Here is a 21,411-nt window from a genome sequence, read left to right on the forward strand (position 1 = left end):
TTTGAACAAACAACGAATCAGCGCTTTATTCAAAAAGGCAGCAATCACTTTCAAGCGAATCTTTGATAAGGAAATCAAGGTATGTCAGCAGCCCCGAATGTAGCCCCGAACTACACTTACACCCCAGACCAAGTCACTGCAGCATTCACTGAAATCACCGCGACGCTGTTCACCGGCATCACTGCCGAGGCAATCCCCAAAATGCTGATCGTTGCCGGACTGCAAGGGTCAGGTAAAACGTATCTGCTGGAAAAAACCCTTCTGCCCTCCAACCGCTATGACAAGTATGTTCGTCTGTATCTACCCGACTACCGAGAAAAACACCCTCAATACGCCGAGATGATCAAACTCGGTGTCCTGCACGCTTATGAGCATACGGAGGCTTTCGTCAGGGAGGTCAGCGCGAAGATCTTCGAGGAGGCATTCAAGCGCAAATACAACATCATCATGGAGTGTGCCTTCGACAGTATCGATTTCGCCGCCTTTCCACCGATGGCAACGGCAGCCGGTTACCAATTCGAGACTCATATTGTTGCCTGCAATCAAGAGTTCGCTCATGCATCGAGCATCAAAAGAGCGCTCAAGAGCCTGGAAAAGCAGGAAATGGAAAGGTTCGTCACGGTGTCGATGCTGAATGCCAGCATGAGTAACGCGCTAGCGATCATCCTGGCCTTCGAAACGGCCGCCAAAGCGGTCAGCGGCTCGCAAATCACCTTGTACGAGCGAGGGTTCGGGGCGTTGAAGGAACGGACCTTGCGCGCTCAAAGTACTTATACCAAAGCCGCCGACGGGAGCTTGACCATCACCGGAACAACGGCGCCTTATATGTACAGCGCTTACGGGACGATCGTAGACAATCACATCTACACCATGAGTGATCGCGACGAAATGATAAAAGAGTGTCATCTGGCACTGCTCAAAACGCAAACCTACGCTGAGCACGTGCCGGACTTTGTCTACAACGATCTATACGCCTATATCGTCAAATACGTGTACCGATAATCCATCGCGCCACTGCGGCATACCAACGTATTGGTTTTTTTGAATTTCCAAACGTGCGGTTTGTCGCATACTCCAGAAGAACAACAACAAGGACAGGGATCCATGAGCGATGACCGGACCAAGACCAATGCCATCGAGGAGATGCGCTTTCGTCTGCTGATCGATGCCGTGGTCGACTACGCGATCTACATGATCGACCCTGACGGCATCATCACCAGTTGGAACGCTGGCGCCAAGCGTTTCAAAGGGTATGAGGAAGCGGAGATTCTCGGTCAGCATTTCTCGCGTTTTTATACCGAGGAGGACCGCAAGGCCGGTTTGCCTCAGCGCGCCCTTGATACCGCTATTCACGAAGGGCGTTTCGAGGGTGAAGGCTGGCGGGTTCGCAAGGACGGCACGCATTTCTGGTCCCACGTCATCATCGATCCCATTCTGGATCCGTCGGGAAAATTGCTGGGTTTTGCCAAGATCACCCGGGATTTGACCGACCGCAAAATGGCCGAAGAAACCCTCAAACAAAGTGAGCAGCAGTTCCGGCTACTGGTGCAGAGCGTCACCGACTACGCCATCTACATGCTCGCCCCGGATGGACGTTTGACCAACTGGAATCTGGGGGCTCAGCGAATCAAGGGATATCGCCCCGAAGAAGTGATCGGCCAGCATTTCTCGATGTTTTACACCCCTGAAGACCGCGAAGCCGGTGAACCGCAACGGGCGCTGGCGATTGCTACGCGCGAGGGGCGATTTGAAAACAAGGCCTGGCGCGTACGCAAGGATGGCACACGGTTTTTTGCGCATGTTGTCGTCGATCCGATTTGGGGCGACACCGGTACGTTGCTTGGATTTGCCAAGATCACTCGGGACATCACCGAGGTCACCCAAGCCCAGCAAGCGCTTGAAAAAACCCGCGAAGCGTTGTTTCAGGCGCAGAAAATGCAGGCCATCGGTCAACTCAGCGGGGGGATTGCCCACGACTTCAATAATCTGCTGACCGTTATCCTTGGCAATCTGGAAGTCGTTCGCAAACGTGCGGCGGACGACCCGAGAATTACCCGTTTGCTCGACAACGCCACTCAAGGCGCCTTGCGTGGTGTTTCCTTGACCCAGCGCATGCTGGCATTTGCCAGGCGTCAGGAGCTCAAGACCGAATCCGTCGAAATCCCGACTCTGATTCAGGGGATTACCGGGCTATTGCGCAGCTCTCTGGGGCCTTCGGTGAGCATAGAAACGCGCTTTGCGCCTGGACTTGAACCGGTCATGGCCGACGTCAATCAGCTCGAACTGGCGGTACTGAACCTGGCGACCAACGCCCGCGATGCCATGCCCGACGGTGGGAAACTTGTCATCAGCGCACAGACCGAAGAGATCTGCGATCAGGCGAAATTAGCCTTGGCGCCAGGCCGCTATGTCTGCCTGAGTGTCACGGATATAGGGGAGGGCATGGATGACGCTACCCTGGCGTCGGCAATGGACCCTTTCTTCACCACAAAAGGCGTCGGCAAAGGCACTGGCCTGGGGTTGTCGATGGTTCACGGGTTTACTGAACAACTGGGTGGACGCTTCATTCTGAAAAGCCAGAAGGATATCGGCACCACCGCCGAACTCTGGTTACCCGTTGCGCTAGCCGATTCGACCACCGAACCCGCTATTGAGGAGGCCGTCATGTCGCGGGTGCCTCGTTTGTGTGTATTGGTCGTGGACGACGACAGTCTGGTGTTGACCAGTACCAGCCTGTTGCTTGAGGACCTGGGCCATCGGGTGATCAGTGCAGCGTCCGGCGCACAGGCACTGGGGCTGTTCGACAGCGAGCACGATTTTGACCTGGTCATTACGGACATGGTCATGCCCAAGATGAGTGGCGCTCAATTGGCGCAGGCTATTCGGGTGATAAGACCACACCTGCCGATCATCCTCGCTACCGGTTACGCCGAGCGCCTGGAAGGCTTCGCGGCCAGACTTCCACGCCTGTCCAAGCCTTTTACCCAACTTAATCTGGTGGAAGTCATTGCCTTGGCGATGAAGTGACACCTTCCATTCGGGGCATGGTGGTGCTCCTTTGTGGCGAGCGAGCTTGCTCGCGCCGGGCTGCGCAGCGGCCCCAAAAATCTGACAACCATTGCCGATTTTTTGTGAGTGCTACGCACTCAAGCGGGAGAAAGCTCTCTCACCACAGGTTTCTCACTGACTCAAGACTCTCGTAAGTATCGCCGGGCTTTGCTATTCCCCCATCAAGCAGCGAGATTGGGCACGCCCAGCTCTTTTTTGTATCGGGCTTTCAGGCTTTCCATCTCTGCACCCAATTCGTCGAGCGTCGTTTTGCCCAGCAGTTTTTTGGCCTGAGGAAACATTTCCTTTTCCTCTTCTTCAATGTGATGTTCCAGCAACTCCTTGACCACTTTCACTCGACCGGCAAATTCGACGGTAGAGGGATCAGTGGTTTTCAGGTCGGGAAGCACCAGCGTATCGACGGTGCGATGTTCTTCCTTGGCTTCGTAATACATGATGTCCTGCTCCTTGCCGCCGGCTTTTTTATACGCCGGATACAAGACTTCCTCTTCCAGACGGGTATGGATCTTGATTTCCATTTCCAGTTTGGCCAGCAACTCGGTGCGCTTTTTAACCCCACGCTCGGTGGACTCACTCAACTGGGCCAGGATGCCTTTTACGCGTTCATGGTCGGCTTTCAACAGCTCAATGGCGTTCATGGTCAAACCTCTTGTTTAGTCACGGGTCATGCGCAAACGGTCTTCCTGCCGTTGTCGCTCACACTGCTGGAGCATTTCTCGTGCCTGTTTCAAGGATTACCAAAAAGCCATAAAAAACAGTGGGATGCGATCGAATAGAAACGACGTTTGTCGTGCAACCTGCATGAATATTCGTTGCTGCTCAATGCAGGTTGACCGAAGGAGGAAACCGTCAGACGTCCTGCTGATTGCGCCGCTCATAACGAGCCAGCATCGGTTGAGTACTGATGCCATGCGCCAGAATGCTCAGCGCCACCACCGACAACGTCAGGTCGGTGCACAGCGTTGCCGCCGCCGGACCGAGGTCATGGTTCAAGGCGTAGAACAGGTAATAAAAGCTCCCGATCCCGCGAATCCCGAACCAGCCGATCAACAACCGCTGACGGCTGTCCAGCAAGCGCCCCCACGGCATGAGCCATACGCACAAGGGCCGAATGGCACAGAACAACACCAGCGCTACCACCAACGCTCGCCAATCCCAGTGGCCCACCAGCACCACGCCCAGCAGGGTGACCAGAAACACTTCCATGGCGCGTTCCACCAAACTGCCGAATGCCAGCATGTCGCCCATCATGATGCCGGCCGCGACTTGGGTTTCTGGCAGATTCGCCACATCGCCGTGGACGGCGGCCTCAGGTTCGACGTTCTGGTGACCGACCACCGGTTGCACCAGATGCTCGGCGGGCATCTGGGCGTCACCGGTGGATTTGACTTCGGCCTGCCGCAACCCAAGGCCGGCGGCGAATACCGACAAAAAGCCATAGGCATGTATCTCCTCGGCCGCGACATAAGCGAGGGCGATCAGGGCCAGGGTCAGGTAATCGTTGGGAGAAATGGTGCTGTCGGCATTGCGGATGCGCATCGACAAGGTCAAGCGACCGATGCCGTGGCCCATCCAGTAACCGGTGAACAAACCGGCAGGCACGGCCCACAGCACACTTTTCAATGCCCACTCACCGAGCCAGGCCTCGCTATTGCCGCTCTGTTGCACAAACAACAAACCGAGGATCACGAAGGGGAAGGCGATGCCGTCGTTGAGGCCCGCCTCACCGGAGAGCCCGAAACGCACCGAATCGTAATCCCTGGCGTCGTTGACCTGCACCAGCGAGGCCAGTACCGGATCGGTGGGGGCCAGAATCGCCCCGATCAGCAGCGACGGCCCCCAGGCCACGGCGAAGCCGTAATGCAGCAACAGGCCCACGCCAATGATGGTCAGGATCATCACCGGTCCCGCCAGGCCAAACGCTATTCGCCATTGGCGATCCTTGAGCGGCAGGCGCAATTTGAGTCCGCAGACAAACAGCGAAAAGAGCACCGCGACCTCAGTCAGGTGCTCCATCCAGACCGCCGCGTCCTTGATGTCCAGCTTCAGCCAGCCCAGGCCCGCCGGACCGATTGCCACGCCCAGCGCCAGGCACACCGCCGACGTGGTCACCGGCATCCAGCGCAGATAGGACGAGGTCAGTGCCAGGGTCAGCAGCACCGCACCCAACACCGCCACCCATACAATGAAGCTCATGCCCGGTTCTCGGAGGTGTGCCGCCGACCGCCGGCGGATGGCGGAATCAGGAGAGTCACACGCCGGTCACGCGCACGTACTCAGGCCCCAGATAGTTGAACCAGAGCAGAATCATCTCCACCAGGATAGTCACCAGCACCAATAGCCCGACGCCCCATACGCTCGCCGCATTCAGCAAGCCTTCCTCTTTGCGCTCGTGCATGAAGATCGGCAAACCGACGAACAGCAGAAACGTCGAATAGAGGGAGGCGGCCCCCAGGACGGTGATCGCCAGCCAGCGGCTCGGGTAGAGCCCGGCGATACCTGCGAGGAAGAACGGGGTGACGGTGTAGGCGGCAAAACCGATGCACTGATTGACGTTGGGGCGTGAGTCGAAGGTGCGCGACATCCAGCGGATGAACAGCCCCATCAGCACCACGCCGGCAATAATGCTCAGGTACAGCAGCCCGCAGAGTTGCAGGGCGCTGGTGGTACTGAGCTTGACCGTTTCGTTCTCGGCCAGGCTCCAGCCGACGTAGGTGGTCCCGATAAACAGGCACACGGCGGGGATCAGGGCGAGCAACAGCAAATGAGCGAGGTAATGGCGCGGATGCGCTTCCTCTTCCTTACGAATATCTGTCCAGACGAAATTGGGCTGAGTGAACAGCCTGACGAAAGGTGCGGACATGACGACCTCCAGATAGCGAGCGGCCCGGCATAGGGGCCCCTAGAAGTATTGAGGTGCATCCATCGCCGGGGGTTCATTTTTTATCAGGGGCGTCATGGGCGGTCTGCCCGAGGGAATGTTTGCAAGCGTCGAAGGTCAACCGAGCAGTTCCTCTTGCTGGATGCCTGGTCATGAGCGTCAGCCAAACCGTCGTCGAATATTTGCGGCAACACAAGTTGCGTCTGACAACGGCCGAGTCCTGTACTGCCGGAAAGATTGTGACCTTGCTGGCCGAAGTGCCGGGCAGCGGGGATCTGATCGAGAGCGGCTACGTGGTTTATTCCCCCGAAGCGAAACAACGGTTGCTCAACGTCAGTCCCCTTACGATCAAAACCTTCAACCTGACCAGTTGCGAAGTGGCTCGCGAAATGGCCTTGGGGGCCTTGCTCGACAGTCCCGCCAATGTTGCCGTGGCCACCACCGGCATCCTGGGGCCGGAGGATGTCGACGGGATTCCGGCCGGCACCATCTGTTTCGCCTGGGCGTACCAGACTGAGCAAGGGAAGCGCGTATTCACTCACCAGCACCGGTTTTTCGGATCCCGCAGCAAGGTTCAGTTACTGGCCGCAGAACATGCCTTGAAGCGGGTGTCGTTTTTTCATAAACGTGCGCTAGCCGGTGAACAAGATCAGGTAAATCAATGAACGACGAATCCCGCCGCACCGAATACCACAGCCGCGATTTTCCGGTGCGCGAAGACATGGCGTATCAGGTCAAGGTCTGGCGATTCGAGCGCTGGGGCTGGTATGTGTTGGTGCTGCTGGTGGTGCTGGCCTTGCTCGGTTTGTTTTCACGCGGCCCGCTCAGCTCCCGGGACGTTCATGGCAGCGATGGCAAGGTACGGGTGGAGTACGAGATGTTCCACCGTCATGGCTCGACCAATCCGATGAAGCTCAGCGTGATCGGCCAGCCGGATGCCACGGTTGAACTGGAGCTGACTGGAGAACTGCTGGAAGGCTTCGACATCGAAACCCTGCAACCGGAACCTGTGCGTGCACTCAGTGGCGAGCAGGGCATGAAACTGTGGGTGCAAACCGACGCGCAAGGGCAGGCCAGCCTTTACCTGACGTTGCGCGGGGATGGGCTGGGACTGTTTCGCAGCCGTATCGCCTCGCCCGGTGCCGCCCCCGTCAAGGTGGATCAATTCATTTTCCCTTAGGTGACTTATGGATTCGGTATTGCGCGCGGCCGTGATGTACCTGGCGTTGATGGTGCTGTTCAAGATCGCCGGTCGGCGCTCGCTGGCCGAACTGACGACGTTTGATTTCGTGCTGCTGATGATCATCGGCGAGGCGACGCAACAGGCGCTGTTGGGCAATGATTTTTCCCTGACCAATTCGATGCTGGTGATCGTTACGCTGATTGCCATTGACGTCGGGCTTTCATTGCTCAAACAGCGCTCGCAATGGGTGCAGCGGCTGATCGATGGTGGGCCGACGATCATCGTCGAGAACGGCAAGATCCTGCACAAACGCCTGCGTCATGCGCGACTGGTCGAAGCGGATGTCATGGAGGCCGCGCGTTCGAGCCAGGGTATTGAAACCCTTGAGCAGATCAAATTCGCCATCATCGAGCGCAACGGCAAGATTTCGGTGATTGCTCAAGAGCCCTGATTCACCGCGATCCCCGTAGGAGCTGCCGAAGGCTGCGATCTTTTGATCTTGCTTTCGCTGACATCAAAATCAAAAGATCGCAGCCTTCGGCAGCTCCTACAGGGGCCGAACGCAGGCCAGGCCAGCAGCATCAAAGCATCGGCTTGCCACCCGTGACGCCATACCGTTGCCCGGTGATGTAGCTGGCTTCATCCGAGGCCAGCAGCACATAAATCGGCGCGACTTCCACCGGTTGACCGGGACGGCCGAGCGGGGTTTGCGATCCGAAGTTTTGCACTTCTTCATCGGGCATGGTCGAGACAATCAGCGGCGTCCAGATCGGCCCCGGTGCCACGCTGTTTACCCGAATGTTTTTCGGGCCGAGCATCTGCGCCAGGCCGCCGGTGAAGTTGGCAATCGCGCCCTTGGTGGTCGCGTAGGCCAGCAATGTCGGCTTGGGCATGTCGGAGTTGATCGAGCTGGTGTTGATGATCGAACTGCCGGGCTTCATGTGCTTGAGCGCGGCCTGACAGAGCCTGAACATGGCCGTGACGTTCACATCGAAGGTCATCACCCATTCTTCGTCCGGGATGTCCTCGATGTTTTCGTGGGTCATCTGAAACGCGGCGTTGTTGACCAGAATGTCGATCCGGCCAAAGCGCTCGACCGTTTTGTCGATCAGCGCCTGGCAGTGCGCTTTCTGCGCCACATCACCGGGCAGCAGCAGGCATTGACGACCGGCCTGTTCGACCCAGCGCGCGGTTTCCTGCGCGTCTTCAGTTTCATTCAAGTAGGCAACCACCACATCCGCGCCTTCCCGGGCGAATGCAATCGCCACCGCACGGCCGATGCCACTGTCGGCCCCGGTGATCAGGGCGATCTTGCCCTCCAGCCGACCCGAACCTTTGTAGCTCTGCTCGCCACAATCCGGGTAAGGGTCCATTTTCGTTTGAACCCCGGGGACTGGCTGGCTTTGTTTGGGGAAGGGTGGTTTTGGATAGTCAGTCATCGGGAAATCTCCTCTGTTCAAGGCAAAAGACTCAAGCGCCACAAGCGCTCGTTGAGGGTTGACCCCGGTCTTTTGTCTTGAGTTCGGTTGGATTTCCGCAATCCACAAAAGCACACAAATCCCTTGTGGGAGCGGGCTTGCTCGCGAAGACTGCCTTACAGTCAAGAGGGATGTCGCCTGACACTCCGCCTTCGCGAGCAAGCCCGCTCCCACATTTGATCCTTGTTGTTCTTGAGTTCGTGAAAGAGTCAGCGGTTACGCAAACTACGCTCCATCCGCGCGATTCCTTCCTCCAGCAGCGCCCGCGGGCAGCCGAAGTTCAAGCGCACGAACTGCCGGGCGTTATCGCCGAAATCCAGCCCTGCGCTCAGCCCGACCTTGGCCTGTTCGAGGAAGAATTGCTGCGGGTTATCCAGCCCCAGCGCCGTGCAGTCGAACCACGCCAGGTAAGTGCCCTGAGGAATGTTCATGGTCACACCCGGCAACCGCGTGCGAACCGCCTCCACCAGATAATCCCGATTGCTTTGCAGGTAGGCCATGAGTTCAGCCAGCCACGGACCGCCTTCGCTGTAGGCGACGCGGGTGGCTTCCAGGCCCAGCGGGTTGACGCTGTCGACCATGCCGCAACGGGCGCTGTTGACCCGATGGCGCAGCGCCGCGTCTTGAATGATCATGAACGCCGTCTTCAAACCGGCGATGTTGTAGGCCTTGCTCGCCGACATCAGGGTGATGGTGTGCTTGGCGATCTGCGGGCTGAGCGAGGCGGTCGGAATGTGTACGCGCCCGTCGAAGCACAGTTCGGAATGGATCTCGTCGGAGATGATCCAGGCGTCCTGCTCCAGGCAAATGTCGGCGACCGCTTGCAGTTCCTCGCGCGGGAAGACCTTGCCCAGCGGGTTATGCGGGTTGCTCAGCAACAGCGCGCCGCCCCCTTGCAGCGCCTGGCGCAAGGCTTCGAGTGGCGTCGCGTACGTACCATCGGCCAACGCGTCGAAGTCCAGCTCGACCTTGTTCAACTGCCAGTGGCCCGGTGCATGGCGCAGCGGCGGGTAGTTTGGCGTCTGCACGACCACGTTCTGCTGCGGCTGAACCAGCGCATGCAGGGCCATGTTGAAACCCGACTCGATACCCGGCAGGAATATCAGCTCTTGAGGTTGCACACGCCAGGCGTACTTGTTCCAGAGGTCGGCGACGATGGCGTCACGCAAGTCATCCTGAGCCACGCTGTAACCGAGCATCGGGTGTTCCAGGCGTTTTTGCAGCGCCTGAATGATCGCTGGTGGCGCGGCAAAGTCCATGTCGGCGACCCACATCGGCAACACGTCGGCCGGGTAGCGGCTCCATTTGGTACTGCCGGTGCCATGGCGGTCGAACACCTGATCAAAATCGAAAGTCATGCTCAGTCTCATAAAAGGCAGGGGGTTAATCCGGCGGCCATGATAAGCGCCAACCTTGATCGCTGGCGAATTGCGCAACAGAGCATGACCGGCAAGCCGCCGACGGTCGGTTTTCAGACGGCGCACGGCAACATTGTCTAAAGTTCTAAGTGGCGGTAGATAGGTTACCGTCACCGTGATCGTCCAGAAAAACCCGGCCAACGCACCGGGTTTCCACCTGATCAGGAGTGCACGATGGACCTCAACCGTCGTCAGTTCTTCAAGGTCGCTGGTCTCGGCCTTGCGGGCTCAAGCCTCGGCGCGCTGGGCATGGCCCCGACGCCGGCTTTCGCCGAACAAGTGCGTCATTTCAAGCTCGCCCATACCCATGAAACCCGCAACACCTGCCCGTACTGCTCGGTCGGTTGCGGCTTGATCATGTACAGCCAGGGCGACAACGCGAAGAATGTCGCCCAGAGCATCATCCACATCGAAGGCGATGCCGACCACCCCGTCAATCGCGGCACCCTCTGCCCCAAAGGCGCAGGCCTGCTCGATTTCATTCACAGCCCCAGCCGTCTCCAGTACCCGCAGGTGCGCAAGCCCGGCACCACGGAGTGGACGCGAATCTCCTGGGATGAAGCGCTGGATCGCATCGCCGACCTGATGAAGGCCGACCGCGACGCCAACTTCATCGAGAAGAACGCTCAAGGGCAAACGGTGAACCGCTGGCTGAGCACCGGTTTCCTCGCGGCGTCGGCATCGTCCAACGAAGCGGGGTACATCACCCACAAGGTAATTCGCAGTCTCGGCATGCTGGGGTTTGATAACCAGGCACGTGTCTGACATGGCCCGACGGTGGCAAGTCTTGCCCCGACGTATGGCCGTGGTGCCATGACCAACCACTGGACCGATATCGCCAACGCGAATCTGGTTCTGGTGATGGGTGGCAACGCCGCGGAAGCGCACCCTTGCGGTTTCAAATGGGTGACCGAAGCCAAAGCCCACAACAAGGCGCGGCTGATTGTGGTCGACCCGCGTTTCACCCGCACCGCCTCGGTGGCCGACTATTACGCACCGATCCGCACCGGCACCGACATCGCCTTCATGGGCGGGCTGATCAATTACCTGCTGACCGAAGACAAGATCCAGCACGAATACGTACGCGCCTATACGGACGTGTCGTTCATCGTCAAGGCCAACTACGGCTTCGAAGACGGGTTGTTCAGCGGTTACGACGCAAGCAAGCGCACCTACACCGACAAGTCCGGCTGGGGCTATGAAATCGGCGAGGACGGTTTCGCCAAAGTCGACCCGACCTTGCAAGACCCACGCTGCGTCTACCAATTAATGAAGCAGCATTACAGCCGCTACACCCTGGAGCTGGCCAGTCAGGTCTGCGGCATGCCCGTGGACGCGATGAAGAAAATCTGGGAGGAGATCGCCACCTGCTCGCAACCGGGCAAAACCATGACGATTCTCTACGCGCTAGGCTGGACCCAGCATTCGACCGGCTCGCAGATGATCCGCAGCGCGGCCATGGTGCAACTGCTGCTGGGCAACGTCGGCATGCCGGGCGGGGGCGTCAACGCCCTGCGCGGGCACTCCAACATCCAGGGCCTGACCGACCTGGGCTTGCTGTCCAACCTGCTGCCCGGTTACCTGACCCTGCCGGCCGAAGCCGAACAGGATTACAACACCTATATCGCCAAGCGCGCACTCAAGCCGTTGCGTCCCGGGCAGATGTCCTACTGGCAGAACTACGGCAAGTTTCACGTCAGCCTGATGAAAGCCTGGTACGGCGCCAATGCCACCGCCGAGAATAACTGGGGCTACGACTGGCTGCCCAAGCTGGATATTCCCGGCTACGACATCCTGAAAATGTTCGACATGATGGGCAAGGGCGAGGTCAATGGCTACATGTGCCAGGGCTTCAACCCGATCGCCGCCTTGCCGGACAAGAACCGGGTGATGAAGGCGCTGGCCAAACTCAAGTGGCTGGTGGTGATGGACCCACTGGCCACCGAAACTTCGGAGTTCTGGCGCAACGCCGGGCCTTACAACGATGTGCAAACGGCCGAGATCCAGACCGAAGTCATCCGTCTACCCACCACCTGTTTCGCCGAAGAAAACGGTTCGCTGGTCAACAGCGGTCGCTGGCTGCAATGGCACTGGAAGGGTGCTGATGGCCCGGGGCAGGCGCGCACGGACGTGAAGATCATGGCCGAGCTGTTCTTGCGCCTGCGCAAGCGTTACCAGGCCAACGGCGGTGCCTGGGCCGAGCCGATCCTCAAGCTCGACTGGCCCTACAAGGTACCGGATGACCCGACGCCGGAAGAGCTGGCCCGGGAATTCAACGGCTACGCCATCGCCGATGTCACTGACGCCTCGGGCGCGGTGGTCAAGGCCGGTCAGCAGCTGTCCGGCTTCGGCCAACTCAAGGACGATGGCAGCACGGCGTCCGGGTGCTGGATCTTCTGCGGCAGCTGGACCGAGCAGGGCAACAACATGGCCCGGCGTGACAACAGCGATCCTTTCGGCATGAAGCAGAACCTGGGCTGGGCCTGGGCCTGGCCGATGAACCGACGGATTCTCTACAACCGCGCCTCTTGCGACCCTCAAGGCAAACCATGGGACCCGAACAAGCGGCTGGTGTGGTGGAACGGCAAGGTCTGGACCGGCACCGACGTGCCTGACTACAAGGCCGATGTGCCGCCGGAAGCCGGGATGAACCCGTTCATCATGAACCCCGAAGGCGTGGCGCGTTTCTTCGCCCTCGACAAGATGAACGAAGGGCCGTTCCCCGAACACTATGAGCCGTTCGAGACGCCCATTGGCATCAACCCGATGCACCCCAACAACAAGCAGGCGACCAGCAACCCGGCCGGGCGGATCTTCGATTCAGTCTGGGACACCCTCGGGCAGGCCAAGGACTTCCCTTATGCGGCGACCAGCTACCGGCTGACCGAACACTTCCACTTCTGGACCAAGCATTGCCCGATCAATGCCGTGACCCAACCTGAGCAGTTTGTCGAAATCGGCGAGGTGCTGGCCAAGGAGAAGGGCATTGCTGCCGGTGACAGGGTGCGGGTCAGTTCCAAGCGCGGGCATATCGAAGCGGTGGCGGTGGTGACCAAGCGGATTCGTCCGCTACAGGTCAACAACCAGGTGGTGCATCAGATCGGTATCCCGTTGCACTGGGGCTTCACCGGCGCCACCCGTCACGGTTACCTGACCAACACCCTGGTGCCGTTCCTCGGCGATGGCAACACACAGACCCCGGAATCCAAGTCATTCCTGGTCAACGTGGAGAAAGTCTAAATGGCCAGCCAAGACATCATCGCCCGTTCGGCCACCACCACCATGCCACCCTCGGTGCGCACGCAAGAGGAAGTGGCCAAGCTGATCGACACCACCAAGTGCATCGGCTGCAAGGCCTGCCAGGTCGCCTGTTCGGAATGGAACGAGCTGCGCGACGATGTCGGTCACAACCTCGGCACTTACGACAACCCTCAAGACCTCAGCGCAGACACCTGGACCTTGATGCGCTTCACCGAGCATGAGACCGACGCCGGCAACCTCGAATGGTTGATCCGCAAGGACGGCTGCATGCACTGCGCCGAGCCCGGCTGCCTGGCGGCGTGCCCGAGCCCCGGCGCGATCATCAAGCACGCCAACGGCATCGTCGATTTCGATCAGGACCATTGCATCGGCTGCGGGTATTGCATCACCGGGTGCCCGTTCAACATTCCGCGCATCTCGCAAAAGGACCACAAGGCTTATAAATGCACGCTGTGCTCGGACCGGGTGGCGGTGGGGCTGGAGCCGGCCTGTGTGAAAACCTGCCCGACCGGCGCCATCGTTTTCGGCAGCAAGGAAGACATGAAAGAACACGCCGCCGAACGTATCGTCGACCTCAAGAGTCGCGGTTTCGAAAACGCCGGTTTGTATGACCCCGCAGGCGTCGGCGGCACCCACGTTATGTATGTGCTGCACCATGCCGACACGCCCAGGTTGTATGCCGGGTTGCCGGATCACCCGGCGATCAGTCCGCTGGTGGACCTGTGGAAAGGCCTGAGCAAACCCCTGGCGTTGCTGGCCATGGGCGCGGCGGTGCTGGCCGGGTTCTTCCATTACGTGCGCGTTGGGCCGCAGTTGGTCGAGGAAGACGAACATCCAGTCATCATCGACCCGGCGGTGCATGAATTCGATCCATCGGTGCACACCTTTGATCCGACGAAACCCGGCGGGGAGGACAGGCCATGAACGACAAACCGATCCTGCGCTACACCTCCAACCAGCGCACCAACCACTGGCTGGTGGCAATTGTGTTTTTCATGGCCGCGCTGTCGGGGCTGGCCTTGTTCCATCCGGGGTTGTTCTGGCTCAGCAACCTGTTTGGCGGCGGTTCGTGGACGCGCATTTTGCACCCGTATATGGGCGTGGCGATGTTTGTGCTGTTCCTCGGCCTGGTGTTCAGTTTCGGGCGGGCGAATTACTTCAGCGCCAACGATCGGTTGTGGCTCAGGCGCGTCGGGACGGTCATTCGAAACGAGGAGGAGGGCGTGCCTCCGATCGGCAAATACAACCCGGGGCAGAAGCTACTGTTTTGGGTGTTGCTGATTTGCATGCTGGTGCTGCTGTTCAGCGGGTTGGTGATCTGGCGTGCCTGGTTCAGCGCGTACTTCGGTATCACCAGCATTCGCTGGGCGATGCTGCTGCATGCACTGGCGGGGTTCATCCTGGTGCTGAGCATCATCGTTCACGTTTATGCCGGTATCTGGATTCGCGGCTCGGTCCACGCCATGGTGCGTGGCAGGGTCAGCCGCGCCTGGGCGAGAAAACACCATGAGCTCTGGTACCGGGAAGTGACCCAAGACGAGACGCCCGAGCGACCGATCAGCAAAAAAGGATGACCCCTTGGCCACGATCCTCGAGCCTGGGCAGATAGAAGCGGCGGCGAGTTCACCGCCGTTTCTGTACCTGCCACCGAACAACCTGTTCACCTTGCGCGCGCTGCGCCTGGAACGCCTGGCCGATGGGCATCCATTGGCGGATTACCTGCGTTTGGTTGCCGGACTGTGCCACGTTCAGCAGAACCTGATGGACGATCCGCCCATGGCCGCCATGCCCGATCCCGAACGTCTTCGGGTGTGCGTGGAACATGGCTTGCCACCGTTCGCCGCCGACAGTCTGGTGCGTGAAAATGTTTGGCTACCCTTTCTCGAAGCCTTGTTGCAACGCTATCAGCCACCGCCACAACCAGCGGTAGAAAACGCCGTGGCGACGTTGCGCAGTGCCAACCCAGGGCTGCTCAAAGCCTGGGCGATTGCCTTGGTCAGCGGCCAGTATTCAATGCTGCCGGCAGAGCTGGTGCCGTTCCTCGGTGCAGCGCTGCAAGCGGCCTGGAGCCATTGGCTGCTGAGTTCACCCAACCTTGAACTCAAGCGCGGCGACAGCCTCAGCCAATGCCCGGCCTGCGGTTCGCCGGCGATGGCCGGGGTGATTCGTCATCGCGGCAAATACAACGGTTTGCGTTATCTGGTGTGCTCGTTGTGTGCCTGCGAATGGCACGCGGTGCGGGTCAAGTGCGTGTATTGCGAACAGAGCAAGGGGCTTCAATACATCAGTTTCGAGGATGACCGTCATGCTGCCAATCAGGCGCCGTTGCGGGCGGAAGTCTGCCCCGGCTGTAACAGCTACCTGAAGCTGATCTACCTGGAAAACGACGCCGAAGCCGAAGCACTCTCGGCGGACCTGTCCAGCCTGATGCTGGACATGCGCCTGGAGGAGGAAGGCTACCAGCGCCTATCGCCCAATTTGATGTTGGCACCGGGAGCATAGGTATATACACATCTTTGGGGTTACAAAGATTCACTTTACACGCATTACCCTGTAGGAGCTGTCGAGCGAAGCGAGGCTGCGATCTTTTGATGTTGCCGTTGCTGTGGGAGCAGGCTTGCGCGCGAAGGGGTAGGCAGATCAAAAGCCAAAGCCACGGCAAGATCAAAAGATCGCAGCCTCGCTTCGCTCGACGGCTCCTACAGGGACAGGCCGGTAGGCCGCCTCGCTTTTACGGTGCACCTCCATCGAGAGGCCCACGGAGCAGGACCGGAGCGAGGGAGAGACGACTGAGCTTATCCCTTTGAGCAATGAGCCCAGCGGCTACACTCAGACGCGACGGTCAATCGCTTCCGGGAGCCTCTGATGTCTGCAACCTCCGCCAGCCACGCCTTGCGGCTGCCCTCCATCGACAGCTTGCTGCGCCATCCCGCCTGCCAGGCATTGGCCGAGCGTTATGGGCGTGATGCGCTGCTGGCCGGCCTGCGGCAACTGCTTGATGACTTGCGCGAACCGGTGCTCAAGGGTGAACTCAATGCCGTTGAAATCGCCCCCGACGTATTGGCGGGCAGGGCGGGTGAGCGTCTGGCGATCCAGCATCGCAGCCAGGTCCGGCGGGTATTCAACCTCACCGGCACGGTGCTGCACACCAACCTCGGCCGCGCGTTGTTGCCGGAGTCGGCTATCGAAGCCGTTCAGCTCGCCGCCCGCTATCCGCTCAATCTGGAATTCGACCTGCACAGCGGCAAGCGCGGCGATCGCGATGATTTGATCGAAGGGTTGATCCGCGAGCTGACCGGCGCCGAAGCGGTGACCGTGGTCAACAATAATGCCGCCGCCGTGTTGCTGACGCTCAACAGCCTGGGCGCTCGCAAGGAAGGCATCATTTCCCGTGGTGAACTGATCGAAATCGGCGGTGCGTTTCGCATTCCCGACATCATGGTCCGCGCCGGGGTGCGGCTGCACGAAGTGGGCACCACCAACCGCACCCATGCCCGCGATTACGAGGCCGCCATCGGTCCGCGCAGTGGCCTGGTGATGCGTGTACATGCGAGCAATTACTCCATTGAAGGTTTCACCGCCCGGGTGCCGACGGCGGAGTTGGCGGAACTGGCTCACCGTCACGGGCTGCCGCTGCTCGAAGACCTGGGCAGCGGCAGCCTGCTGGACCTGACTCGCTGGGGCTTGCCCGCCGAACCGACGGTGCGCCAGGCGCTGCTTGATGGCGCGGACATCGTTACTTTCAGTGGCGACAAACTGCTCGGCGGTCCCCAGGCCGGGCTGATAGTCGGCCGTAAAGACCTGATCGCGAAGATCAAGAAGAACCCGCTCAAGCGCGCGCTGCGGGTCGACAAACTGACCCTCGCCGCCCTCGAAGCCGTATTGGCGCTGTACCGCGATCCTGATCGACTGGCCGAGCGCCTGCCGAGTCTGCGCCTGCTGACCCGACCCCAGGCCGACATCTTCGCCCAGGCCGAGCGCTTGCAACCGTCTCTGGCACGAGTGTTGGGTGACGGCTGGAGCGTCAGCGCGGAGCCGGCGCTGGGCATGATCGGCAGCGGCAGCCAACCGGTGGCGCGACTGCCCAGTGCCGCGTTATGCCTGCGGCCGAACGTTTCCAAACGTCTGCGCGGGCGGCGATTGCTGGGGCTGGAGGCCGCGTTTCGCTGGCTGCCGATTCCCGTGCTCGGTCGCATCGACGGCGATGCACTTTGGCTGGACCTGCGCCAACTGGACGACGAAGCCGCGTGGCTGGCGCAACTCGATCAGCTGGCGCAATTCGATCAACTGCAGGAGGAGGGCGCGCACGGGTGATTGTCGGCACGGCGGGGCACATTGATCACGGCAAGACCTCCTTGCTCCAGGCATTGACCGGCCAGGCCGGTGACCGTCGTCGGGAAGAACGTGAACGCGGCATGACCATCGACCTCGGCTACATCTACGCGGCACTGGAACCGGGCGGCGCCCTGACCGGTTTTATCGACGTGCCGGGCCATGAACGCTTCACCCACAACATGCTGGCCGGGGCTCAGGGCATTGATCTGGTGTTGTTGGTGGTGGCGGCTGATGACGGTGTGATGCCTCAGACCCGCGAACATTTGGCGATTGTCGAGTTGCTGGGCATCCCTCGGGCACTTATTGCGATCACCAAATGCGACCGGGTCGATCCTGCTCGTGTGCAAGCCGTCCGTGAACAGATCGAAGCATTGCTCGCACCCGGCCCTTATGCCGATGCGCCGCAAATCGCGCTGTCGAGTGTGACCGGCGAAGGCGTCGAGGCACTGCGTAAGGCCTTGCTGGATGCGCAACATGAGGTGCTTCAACGCAGCGCCAGCGGCGGTTTCCGCCTGGCGATTGATCGGGCTTTCAGCGTGGCCGGTGCCGGTATTGTGGTGACCGGTACGGCGTTGTCCGGCCAGGTGGTCGTGGGCGATACGCTGATGTTGAGTCCGCTGGGCAAACCGGTACGGGTGCGAGGCCTGCATGCGCAGAATCAGGCGGCTGACAGCGCAACGGCCGGGCAGCGAGTCGCGCTGAACCTGAGTGCCGACCGTTTGGCCCTGGAGCAGATTCACCGGGGCCACTGGCTGTTGGCCGAATGGCTGCATGCGCCGACCCAGCGTCTGGATATCGAGATGACCTTGTTGGTCAGCGAGGCGCGAAGCTTCGAGCACTTTCAGCCAGTGCACGTGCATCTCGGCACTCAAGACGTGACCGGGCGAGTGGCGTTGCTGGAGGGCAGCAGCCTGGCGCCGGGTGAGCAGATGTTTGCGCAACTGCTGGTGAACGCGCCGGTGCTGGCGGTGAAGGGCGACCGTTTGATCCTGCGCGATCAAAGCGCGCAACGGACCCTCGGTGGTGGACGGGTGCTCGACCCGTTCGCCCCGGCCCGACACCGTCGCAGTCCCGAACGATTGGCGCAGCTACAAGCGCTGTCCACCACGAACAGCCTGGAAGAAGCACTGCCGACGCTGCTGGCCAACAGCGACACAGGGCTCGACCCGCAACGTCTGGAGCGTCAGTTCAATCGCCCGCGCGAAACTTGGGAGCTGCCCGACGACGTGCGCTTGATCGATACGCGGCAGGGGCCGTTGCTGTTCAGCGCGGTGCGCTGGGAAGCCCTGAAGGCGCCGCTGCTGGAACACCTCGCCCGCTTTCATCAACTCGAACCGGATCAAATGGGACCGGACAGGGATCGCCTGCGTCGCTTCGCCGGCACCGCGCTGGACCGGCCGACCTTTATCAGCCTGCTCGATGAATTACTGGCCAGCGGTGCGATCGTTGCCAGTGGCCCCTGGCTGCATTTGCCCGATCACCAAGTGCGTTTGAGCGAGGATGACGAAACCCTGTGGCAACAATTACAGCCGCTGTTCGAACAGGCGGGTTTCGATCCACCGTGGGTGCGTGATCTGGCTAAAGCGACAGGCTATCAAGAGGCGGTCGTACGCCTGCTGCTGCGCAAGATGGCGCGGCTGGGGCTGGTGCATCAAGTGGTTCGCGACTTGTTTTATACCGAGACGCTGGTGTGCCGATTGGCGGCTATGCTGGTGCAACTGGCCAGCGATGACCCGGTGATTCAGGTCATCGCGTTTCGCGATGCCGTAGGCCTGGGGCGCAAACGCAGCATTCAGATTCTTGAGTACTTCGACCGGATCGGCCTGACCCGACGCTTTGGCGACCGGCGCCATATCCGGCTCGACAATGCACTGGCCCAACAAACAGAAGACTGAGTTCAAGGAAGGCAATCGCGCCCGGTGGCGCGGCCGGGCTTCAAACCCGGTTGGGGACGGCATCCGTTCCCGGGCAGGTTCGACTCCGGCTGCCTTCCGCCATTTGGTAGAACACAGGGACAGGCGCAATCCCTGTGGGAGCGAGCCTGCTCGCGATAGCGGTGTATCAGCTGATAGAAATGTTGAATGTGAGTCCGCCATCGCGAGCAGGCTCGCTCCCACAAGTTTGCGCACCTTAACTTACCGGCATTGGGGCTGCCCCCTCGCCACAGGTTCTGCAGTTGTCATGCATTAGGGGCAGACAGCCCATTGAAAGCACGCCAACAAACACAACTATGACCTACGCTTATTCCAGACGCATGTTCAACGAACAGGGGCTCTTCCCTGATCGAAAACAACAAGAACAGCTATCCGGAGACGACTCATGTTTGCATTGGCCCGTCGATTCAGCAGCAACCTCGCCGTTTTAGTTACCGCCGCCGCGCTCGCATCACCGGTGTTTGCGCTGGACACCGTCAAGTTCATGGCCCCGGGCTCCGTCGGTGGTGGTTATGACCAGACCGCACGCGTCCTGGGCAAAGCCATGGTCGAGGCCAAAACGGCAAAGGCCGTCACCTTTGAGAACAAGGGCGGCGCCGGTGGCACCCTGGGGTTGGCGCAATTTGCCAACGGCACCAAGGGCGACGCCAATGCCCTGATTGTGGTCGGCGCGATCATGGTCGCGGCCATCGAGCAGAACAAACCGCAAATCACTTTGAAGGACGTGACACCGATCGCCCGGTTGTTTACCGAATACAACGTGATTGCCGTGCGGGACGACTCCCCGTACAAAACCCTGGACGACTTGCTCAAAGACTTCAAAGCCAACCCGTCCAATATCAAATGGGGCGGTGGCTCCAAGGGTTCGATCGACCACATTGGCATCGCCGAACTGGCGAGCAAAATGGACGTCCCCGTCAATAAGGTGAATTACGTTGCCTTCGCAGGTGGTGGCGAAGTCGTCGCCGCGGTGCTGGGCGGCCACATCACGGTGATCACCGGCGGCTACGCCGAGCTTGCCAAATACATCCAGTCCAAGCAGTTCCGCTTACTCGCCATCGGCGCACCCAGCCGCGTTGAAGGCATCGATGCACCGACCCTCAAAGAAAGTGGCTATGACGTGACGATCGGCAACTGGCGTGGCGTTTACGGTGCAGCGGGCCTGACACCTGACCAGCGCAAAGAACTGACCGAAGCCGTCCTGACCGCCACCAAAAGCAACGTCTGGCAAGAAAACGTAAAAACCAATGCATGGTCACCGAGCATTCTGACCGGGGATGACTTCGGCAAATTCGTCGAAGAAGAACATGGGCGCCTGCGCGCGATGCTGGTCAAGGTCGGGCTGCTTTGAGATGGCCGGGCGCTGGAGAGTCATGCCGGCCCAACTGGCAATTGGCTTAGCTGTCGTCGCCATCAGCGCGGTATTGGCGTTCGGCGCCTCGCGGTTTCCTGCCGAAATGGGCTTCGTCATCATGGCGGCGTACGTCTATCCCTACGCCGTCGCGGCGTTTCTGGGCGTCGTCGGTCTGTTGATGTGCTATCAGGCGCTCACCGGTGGTTTTCGCAACCTTCCCGACGACCATGAGACCACCCAGGCTCAGCCCGGCGGCAAACTCGGCGCAACCTGGGTCACGGCGGGGCTTGTGGGCGTTGCCTTGCTCATTACCTACATCGGCTTCGTATTGGCGGCCGCACTGCTGTTTGCCTGTTCTGCACGGGGTTTTGGCAGTCGCAGCCCGCTGCGGGACCTGGCCATCGGCATCGCCCTGACGCTGCCGATTTACTGGCTTTTCACTGCCGGGCTAGGGGTTTCCCTTCCGCCCTTGATCAACGCCTGGATCTGATCCGGGCC

18 protein-coding genes and 1 tRNA gene are annotated in these 21,411 nt (G+C 60.0%); 14 read left to right on the forward strand and 5 right to left on the reverse strand.

Annotation, left to right across the window (positions count from 1 at the left end; translation table 11 throughout):
• Positions 1–81 precede the first annotated feature (81 nt).
• Positions 82–1,002 carry a zeta toxin family protein gene (locus tag BK662_RS25435; protein ID WP_123359454.1) on the forward strand — a complete coding sequence of 307 codons (921 nt, stop codon included), beginning with the start codon at positions 82–84 and terminating at the stop codon, positions 1,000–1,002.
• A 102-nt stretch (positions 1,003–1,104) separates the two neighbouring features.
• Entirely contained in the window at positions 1,105–3,027 is a 1,923-nt protein-coding gene (locus BK662_RS25440) for a hybrid sensor histidine kinase/response regulator (RefSeq protein ID WP_123359453.1), read from the forward strand.
• A gap of 203 nt (positions 3,028–3,230) precedes the next feature.
• On the opposite strand, the gene BK662_RS25445 is transcribed toward BK662_RS25440, so the two are convergent.
• The 3 genes from BK662_RS25445 to BK662_RS25455 all read right to left on the reverse strand — a co-directional run bounded on the left by BK662_RS25445 (position 3,231) and on the right by BK662_RS25455 (position 5,932).
• Positions 3,231–3,707, reverse strand: a complete 477-nt coding sequence (locus BK662_RS25445; protein ID WP_123359452.1) for a PA2171 family ribosome-binding persister protein — start codon at positions 3,705–3,707, stop codon at positions 3,231–3,233.
• Between the two features lie 211 nt (positions 3,708–3,918).
• Positions 3,919–5,265, reverse strand: coding sequence for a cation:proton antiporter (locus BK662_RS25450; protein ID WP_123359451.1), 1,347 nt, complete (start codon positions 5,263–5,265; stop codon positions 3,919–3,921).
• 55 nt (positions 5,266–5,320) lie between these two features.
• Positions 5,321–5,932: a Yip1 family protein gene (locus tag BK662_RS25455; protein ID WP_123359450.1), complete on the reverse strand. Its 612-nt coding sequence runs from the start codon at positions 5,930–5,932 to the stop codon at positions 5,321–5,323.
• 170 nt (positions 5,933–6,102) lie between these two features.
• Here BK662_RS25455 and BK662_RS25460 point away from each other — a divergent pair, with 170 nt between their 5' ends.
• From BK662_RS25460 to BK662_RS25470, 3 genes are read left to right on the forward strand one after another with little or no spacing between them, the layout of a single operon-like run.
• A complete protein-coding gene (locus BK662_RS25460) occupies positions 6,103–6,615 on the forward strand; it encodes a CinA family protein (RefSeq protein WP_123359449.1) in 513 nt (170 codons plus the stop codon).
• Entirely contained in the window at positions 6,612–7,130 is a 519-nt protein-coding gene (locus BK662_RS25465) for a hypothetical protein (protein ID WP_123359448.1), read from the forward strand. The genes BK662_RS25460 and BK662_RS25465 overlap by 4 nt, the downstream gene beginning before the upstream one ends.
• A gap of 7 nt (positions 7,131–7,137) precedes the next feature.
• A complete protein-coding gene (locus BK662_RS25470; RefSeq protein WP_123359447.1) occupies positions 7,138–7,584 on the forward strand; it encodes a DUF421 domain-containing protein in 447 nt (148 codons plus the stop codon).
• Positions 7,585–7,714: 130 nt separating this feature from the next.
• On the opposite strand, the gene BK662_RS25475 is transcribed toward BK662_RS25470, so the two are convergent.
• Both BK662_RS25475 and BK662_RS25480 read right to left on the reverse strand, forming a co-directional pair.
• Complete coding sequence (locus BK662_RS25475) at positions 7,715–8,572, reverse strand: SDR family oxidoreductase (RefSeq protein WP_123359446.1); 858 nt, start codon at positions 8,570–8,572, stop codon at positions 7,715–7,717.
• 248 nt (positions 8,573–8,820) lie between these two features.
• Positions 8,821–9,969, reverse strand: a complete 1,149-nt coding sequence (locus tag BK662_RS25480; RefSeq protein ID WP_123359445.1) for a MalY/PatB family protein — start codon at positions 9,967–9,969, stop codon at positions 8,821–8,823.
• Between the two features lie 234 nt (positions 9,970–10,203).
• Here BK662_RS25480 and fdnG point away from each other — a divergent pair, with 234 nt between their 5' ends.
• The 9 genes from fdnG to BK662_RS25530 all read left to right on the forward strand — a co-directional run bounded on the left by fdnG (position 10,204) and on the right by BK662_RS25530 (position 21,403).
• Positions 10,204–13,269, forward strand: a complete 3,066-nt coding sequence (gene fdnG, locus BK662_RS25490; RefSeq protein WP_148057941.1) for a formate dehydrogenase-N subunit alpha — start codon at positions 10,204–10,206, stop codon at positions 13,267–13,269.
• Complete coding sequence (fdxH, locus tag BK662_RS25495) at positions 13,270–14,214, forward strand: formate dehydrogenase subunit beta (RefSeq protein ID WP_123359442.1); 945 nt, start codon at positions 13,270–13,272, stop codon at positions 14,212–14,214.
• Positions 14,211–14,864, forward strand: coding sequence for a formate dehydrogenase subunit gamma (locus BK662_RS25500; RefSeq protein ID WP_123359441.1), 654 nt, complete (start codon positions 14,211–14,213; stop codon positions 14,862–14,864). The genes fdxH and BK662_RS25500 overlap by 4 nt, the downstream gene beginning before the upstream one ends.
• A gap of 4 nt (positions 14,865–14,868) precedes the next feature.
• On the forward strand, positions 14,869–15,792 hold the full coding sequence (fdhE, locus tag BK662_RS25505) for a formate dehydrogenase accessory protein FdhE (protein WP_123359440.1): 924 nt from the start codon (positions 14,869–14,871) through the stop codon (positions 15,790–15,792).
• A 363-nt stretch (positions 15,793–16,155) separates the two neighbouring features.
• Positions 16,156–17,604 (forward strand): L-seryl-tRNA(Sec) selenium transferase, encoded by a 1,449-nt coding sequence (gene selA / locus BK662_RS25510; protein ID WP_123359439.1) that lies wholly within the window; start codon positions 16,156–16,158, stop codon positions 17,602–17,604.
• Positions 17,601–19,520, forward strand: coding sequence for a selenocysteine-specific translation elongation factor (selB, locus tag BK662_RS25515; protein WP_123359438.1), 1,920 nt, complete (start codon positions 17,601–17,603; stop codon positions 19,518–19,520). The genes selA and selB overlap by 4 nt, the downstream gene beginning before the upstream one ends.
• A gap of 6 nt (positions 19,521–19,526) precedes the next feature.
• Positions 19,527–19,622, forward strand: a tRNA-Sec gene (locus tag BK662_RS25520).
• A 322-nt stretch (positions 19,623–19,944) separates the two neighbouring features.
• Positions 19,945–20,910, forward strand: coding sequence for a tripartite tricarboxylate transporter substrate binding protein (locus BK662_RS25525; RefSeq protein WP_123359437.1), 966 nt, complete (start codon positions 19,945–19,947; stop codon positions 20,908–20,910).
• A 1-nt stretch (position 20,911) separates the two neighbouring features.
• Positions 20,912–21,403, forward strand: coding sequence for a tripartite tricarboxylate transporter TctB family protein (locus BK662_RS25530; RefSeq protein ID WP_123359436.1), 492 nt, complete (start codon positions 20,912–20,914; stop codon positions 21,401–21,403).
• Positions 21,404–21,411: the final 8 nt, after the last annotated feature.

Origin of the sequence: Pseudomonas frederiksbergensis, assembly GCF_003732275.1 — a bacterium.
In the GTDB taxonomy this organism is placed as follows: domain Bacteria; phylum Pseudomonadota; class Gammaproteobacteria; order Pseudomonadales; family Pseudomonadaceae; genus Aquipseudomonas; species Aquipseudomonas frederiksbergensis_H.

Coding starts and splice junctions, on each gene's coding strand:
- BK662_RS25460 (WP_123359449.1), top strand. CDS start 6,103: ATGAGCGTCAGCCAAACCGTCGTCGAATATTTGCGGCAACACAAGTTG.
- BK662_RS25440 (WP_123359453.1), top strand. CDS start 1,105: ATGAGCGATGACCGGACCAAGACCAATGCCATCGAGGAGATGCGCTTT.
- fdxH (WP_123359442.1), top strand. CDS start 13,270: ATGGCCAGCCAAGACATCATCGCCCGTTCGGCCACCACCACCATGCCA.
- BK662_RS25470 (WP_123359447.1), top strand. CDS start 7,138: ATGGATTCGGTATTGCGCGCGGCCGTGATGTACCTGGCGTTGATGGTG.
- BK662_RS25475 (WP_123359446.1), bottom strand. CDS start 8,572: ATGACTGACTATCCAAAACCACCCTTCCCCAAACAAAGCCAGCCAGTC.
- BK662_RS25480 (WP_123359445.1), bottom strand. CDS start 9,969: ATGACTTTCGATTTTGATCAGGTGTTCGACCGCCATGGCACCGGCAGT.
- BK662_RS25455 (WP_123359450.1), bottom strand. CDS start 5,932: ATGTCCGCACCTTTCGTCAGGCTGTTCACTCAGCCCAATTTCGTCTGG.
- BK662_RS25465 (WP_123359448.1), top strand. CDS start 6,612: ATGAACGACGAATCCCGCCGCACCGAATACCACAGCCGCGATTTTCCG.
- BK662_RS25445 (WP_123359452.1), bottom strand. CDS start 3,707: ATGAACGCCATTGAGCTGTTGAAAGCCGACCATGAACGCGTAAAAGGC.
- BK662_RS25450 (WP_123359451.1), bottom strand. CDS start 5,265: ATGAGCTTCATTGTATGGGTGGCGGTGTTGGGTGCGGTGCTGCTGACC.
- BK662_RS25435 (WP_123359454.1), top strand. CDS start 82: ATGTCAGCAGCCCCGAATGTAGCCCCGAACTACACTTACACCCCAGAC.
- BK662_RS25500 (WP_123359441.1), top strand. CDS start 14,211: ATGAACGACAAACCGATCCTGCGCTACACCTCCAACCAGCGCACCAAC.
- BK662_RS25525 (WP_123359437.1), top strand. CDS start 19,945: ATGTTTGCATTGGCCCGTCGATTCAGCAGCAACCTCGCCGTTTTAGTT.
- selA (WP_123359439.1), top strand. CDS start 16,156: ATGTCTGCAACCTCCGCCAGCCACGCCTTGCGGCTGCCCTCCATCGAC.
- BK662_RS25530 (WP_123359436.1), top strand. CDS start 20,912: ATGGCCGGGCGCTGGAGAGTCATGCCGGCCCAACTGGCAATTGGCTTA.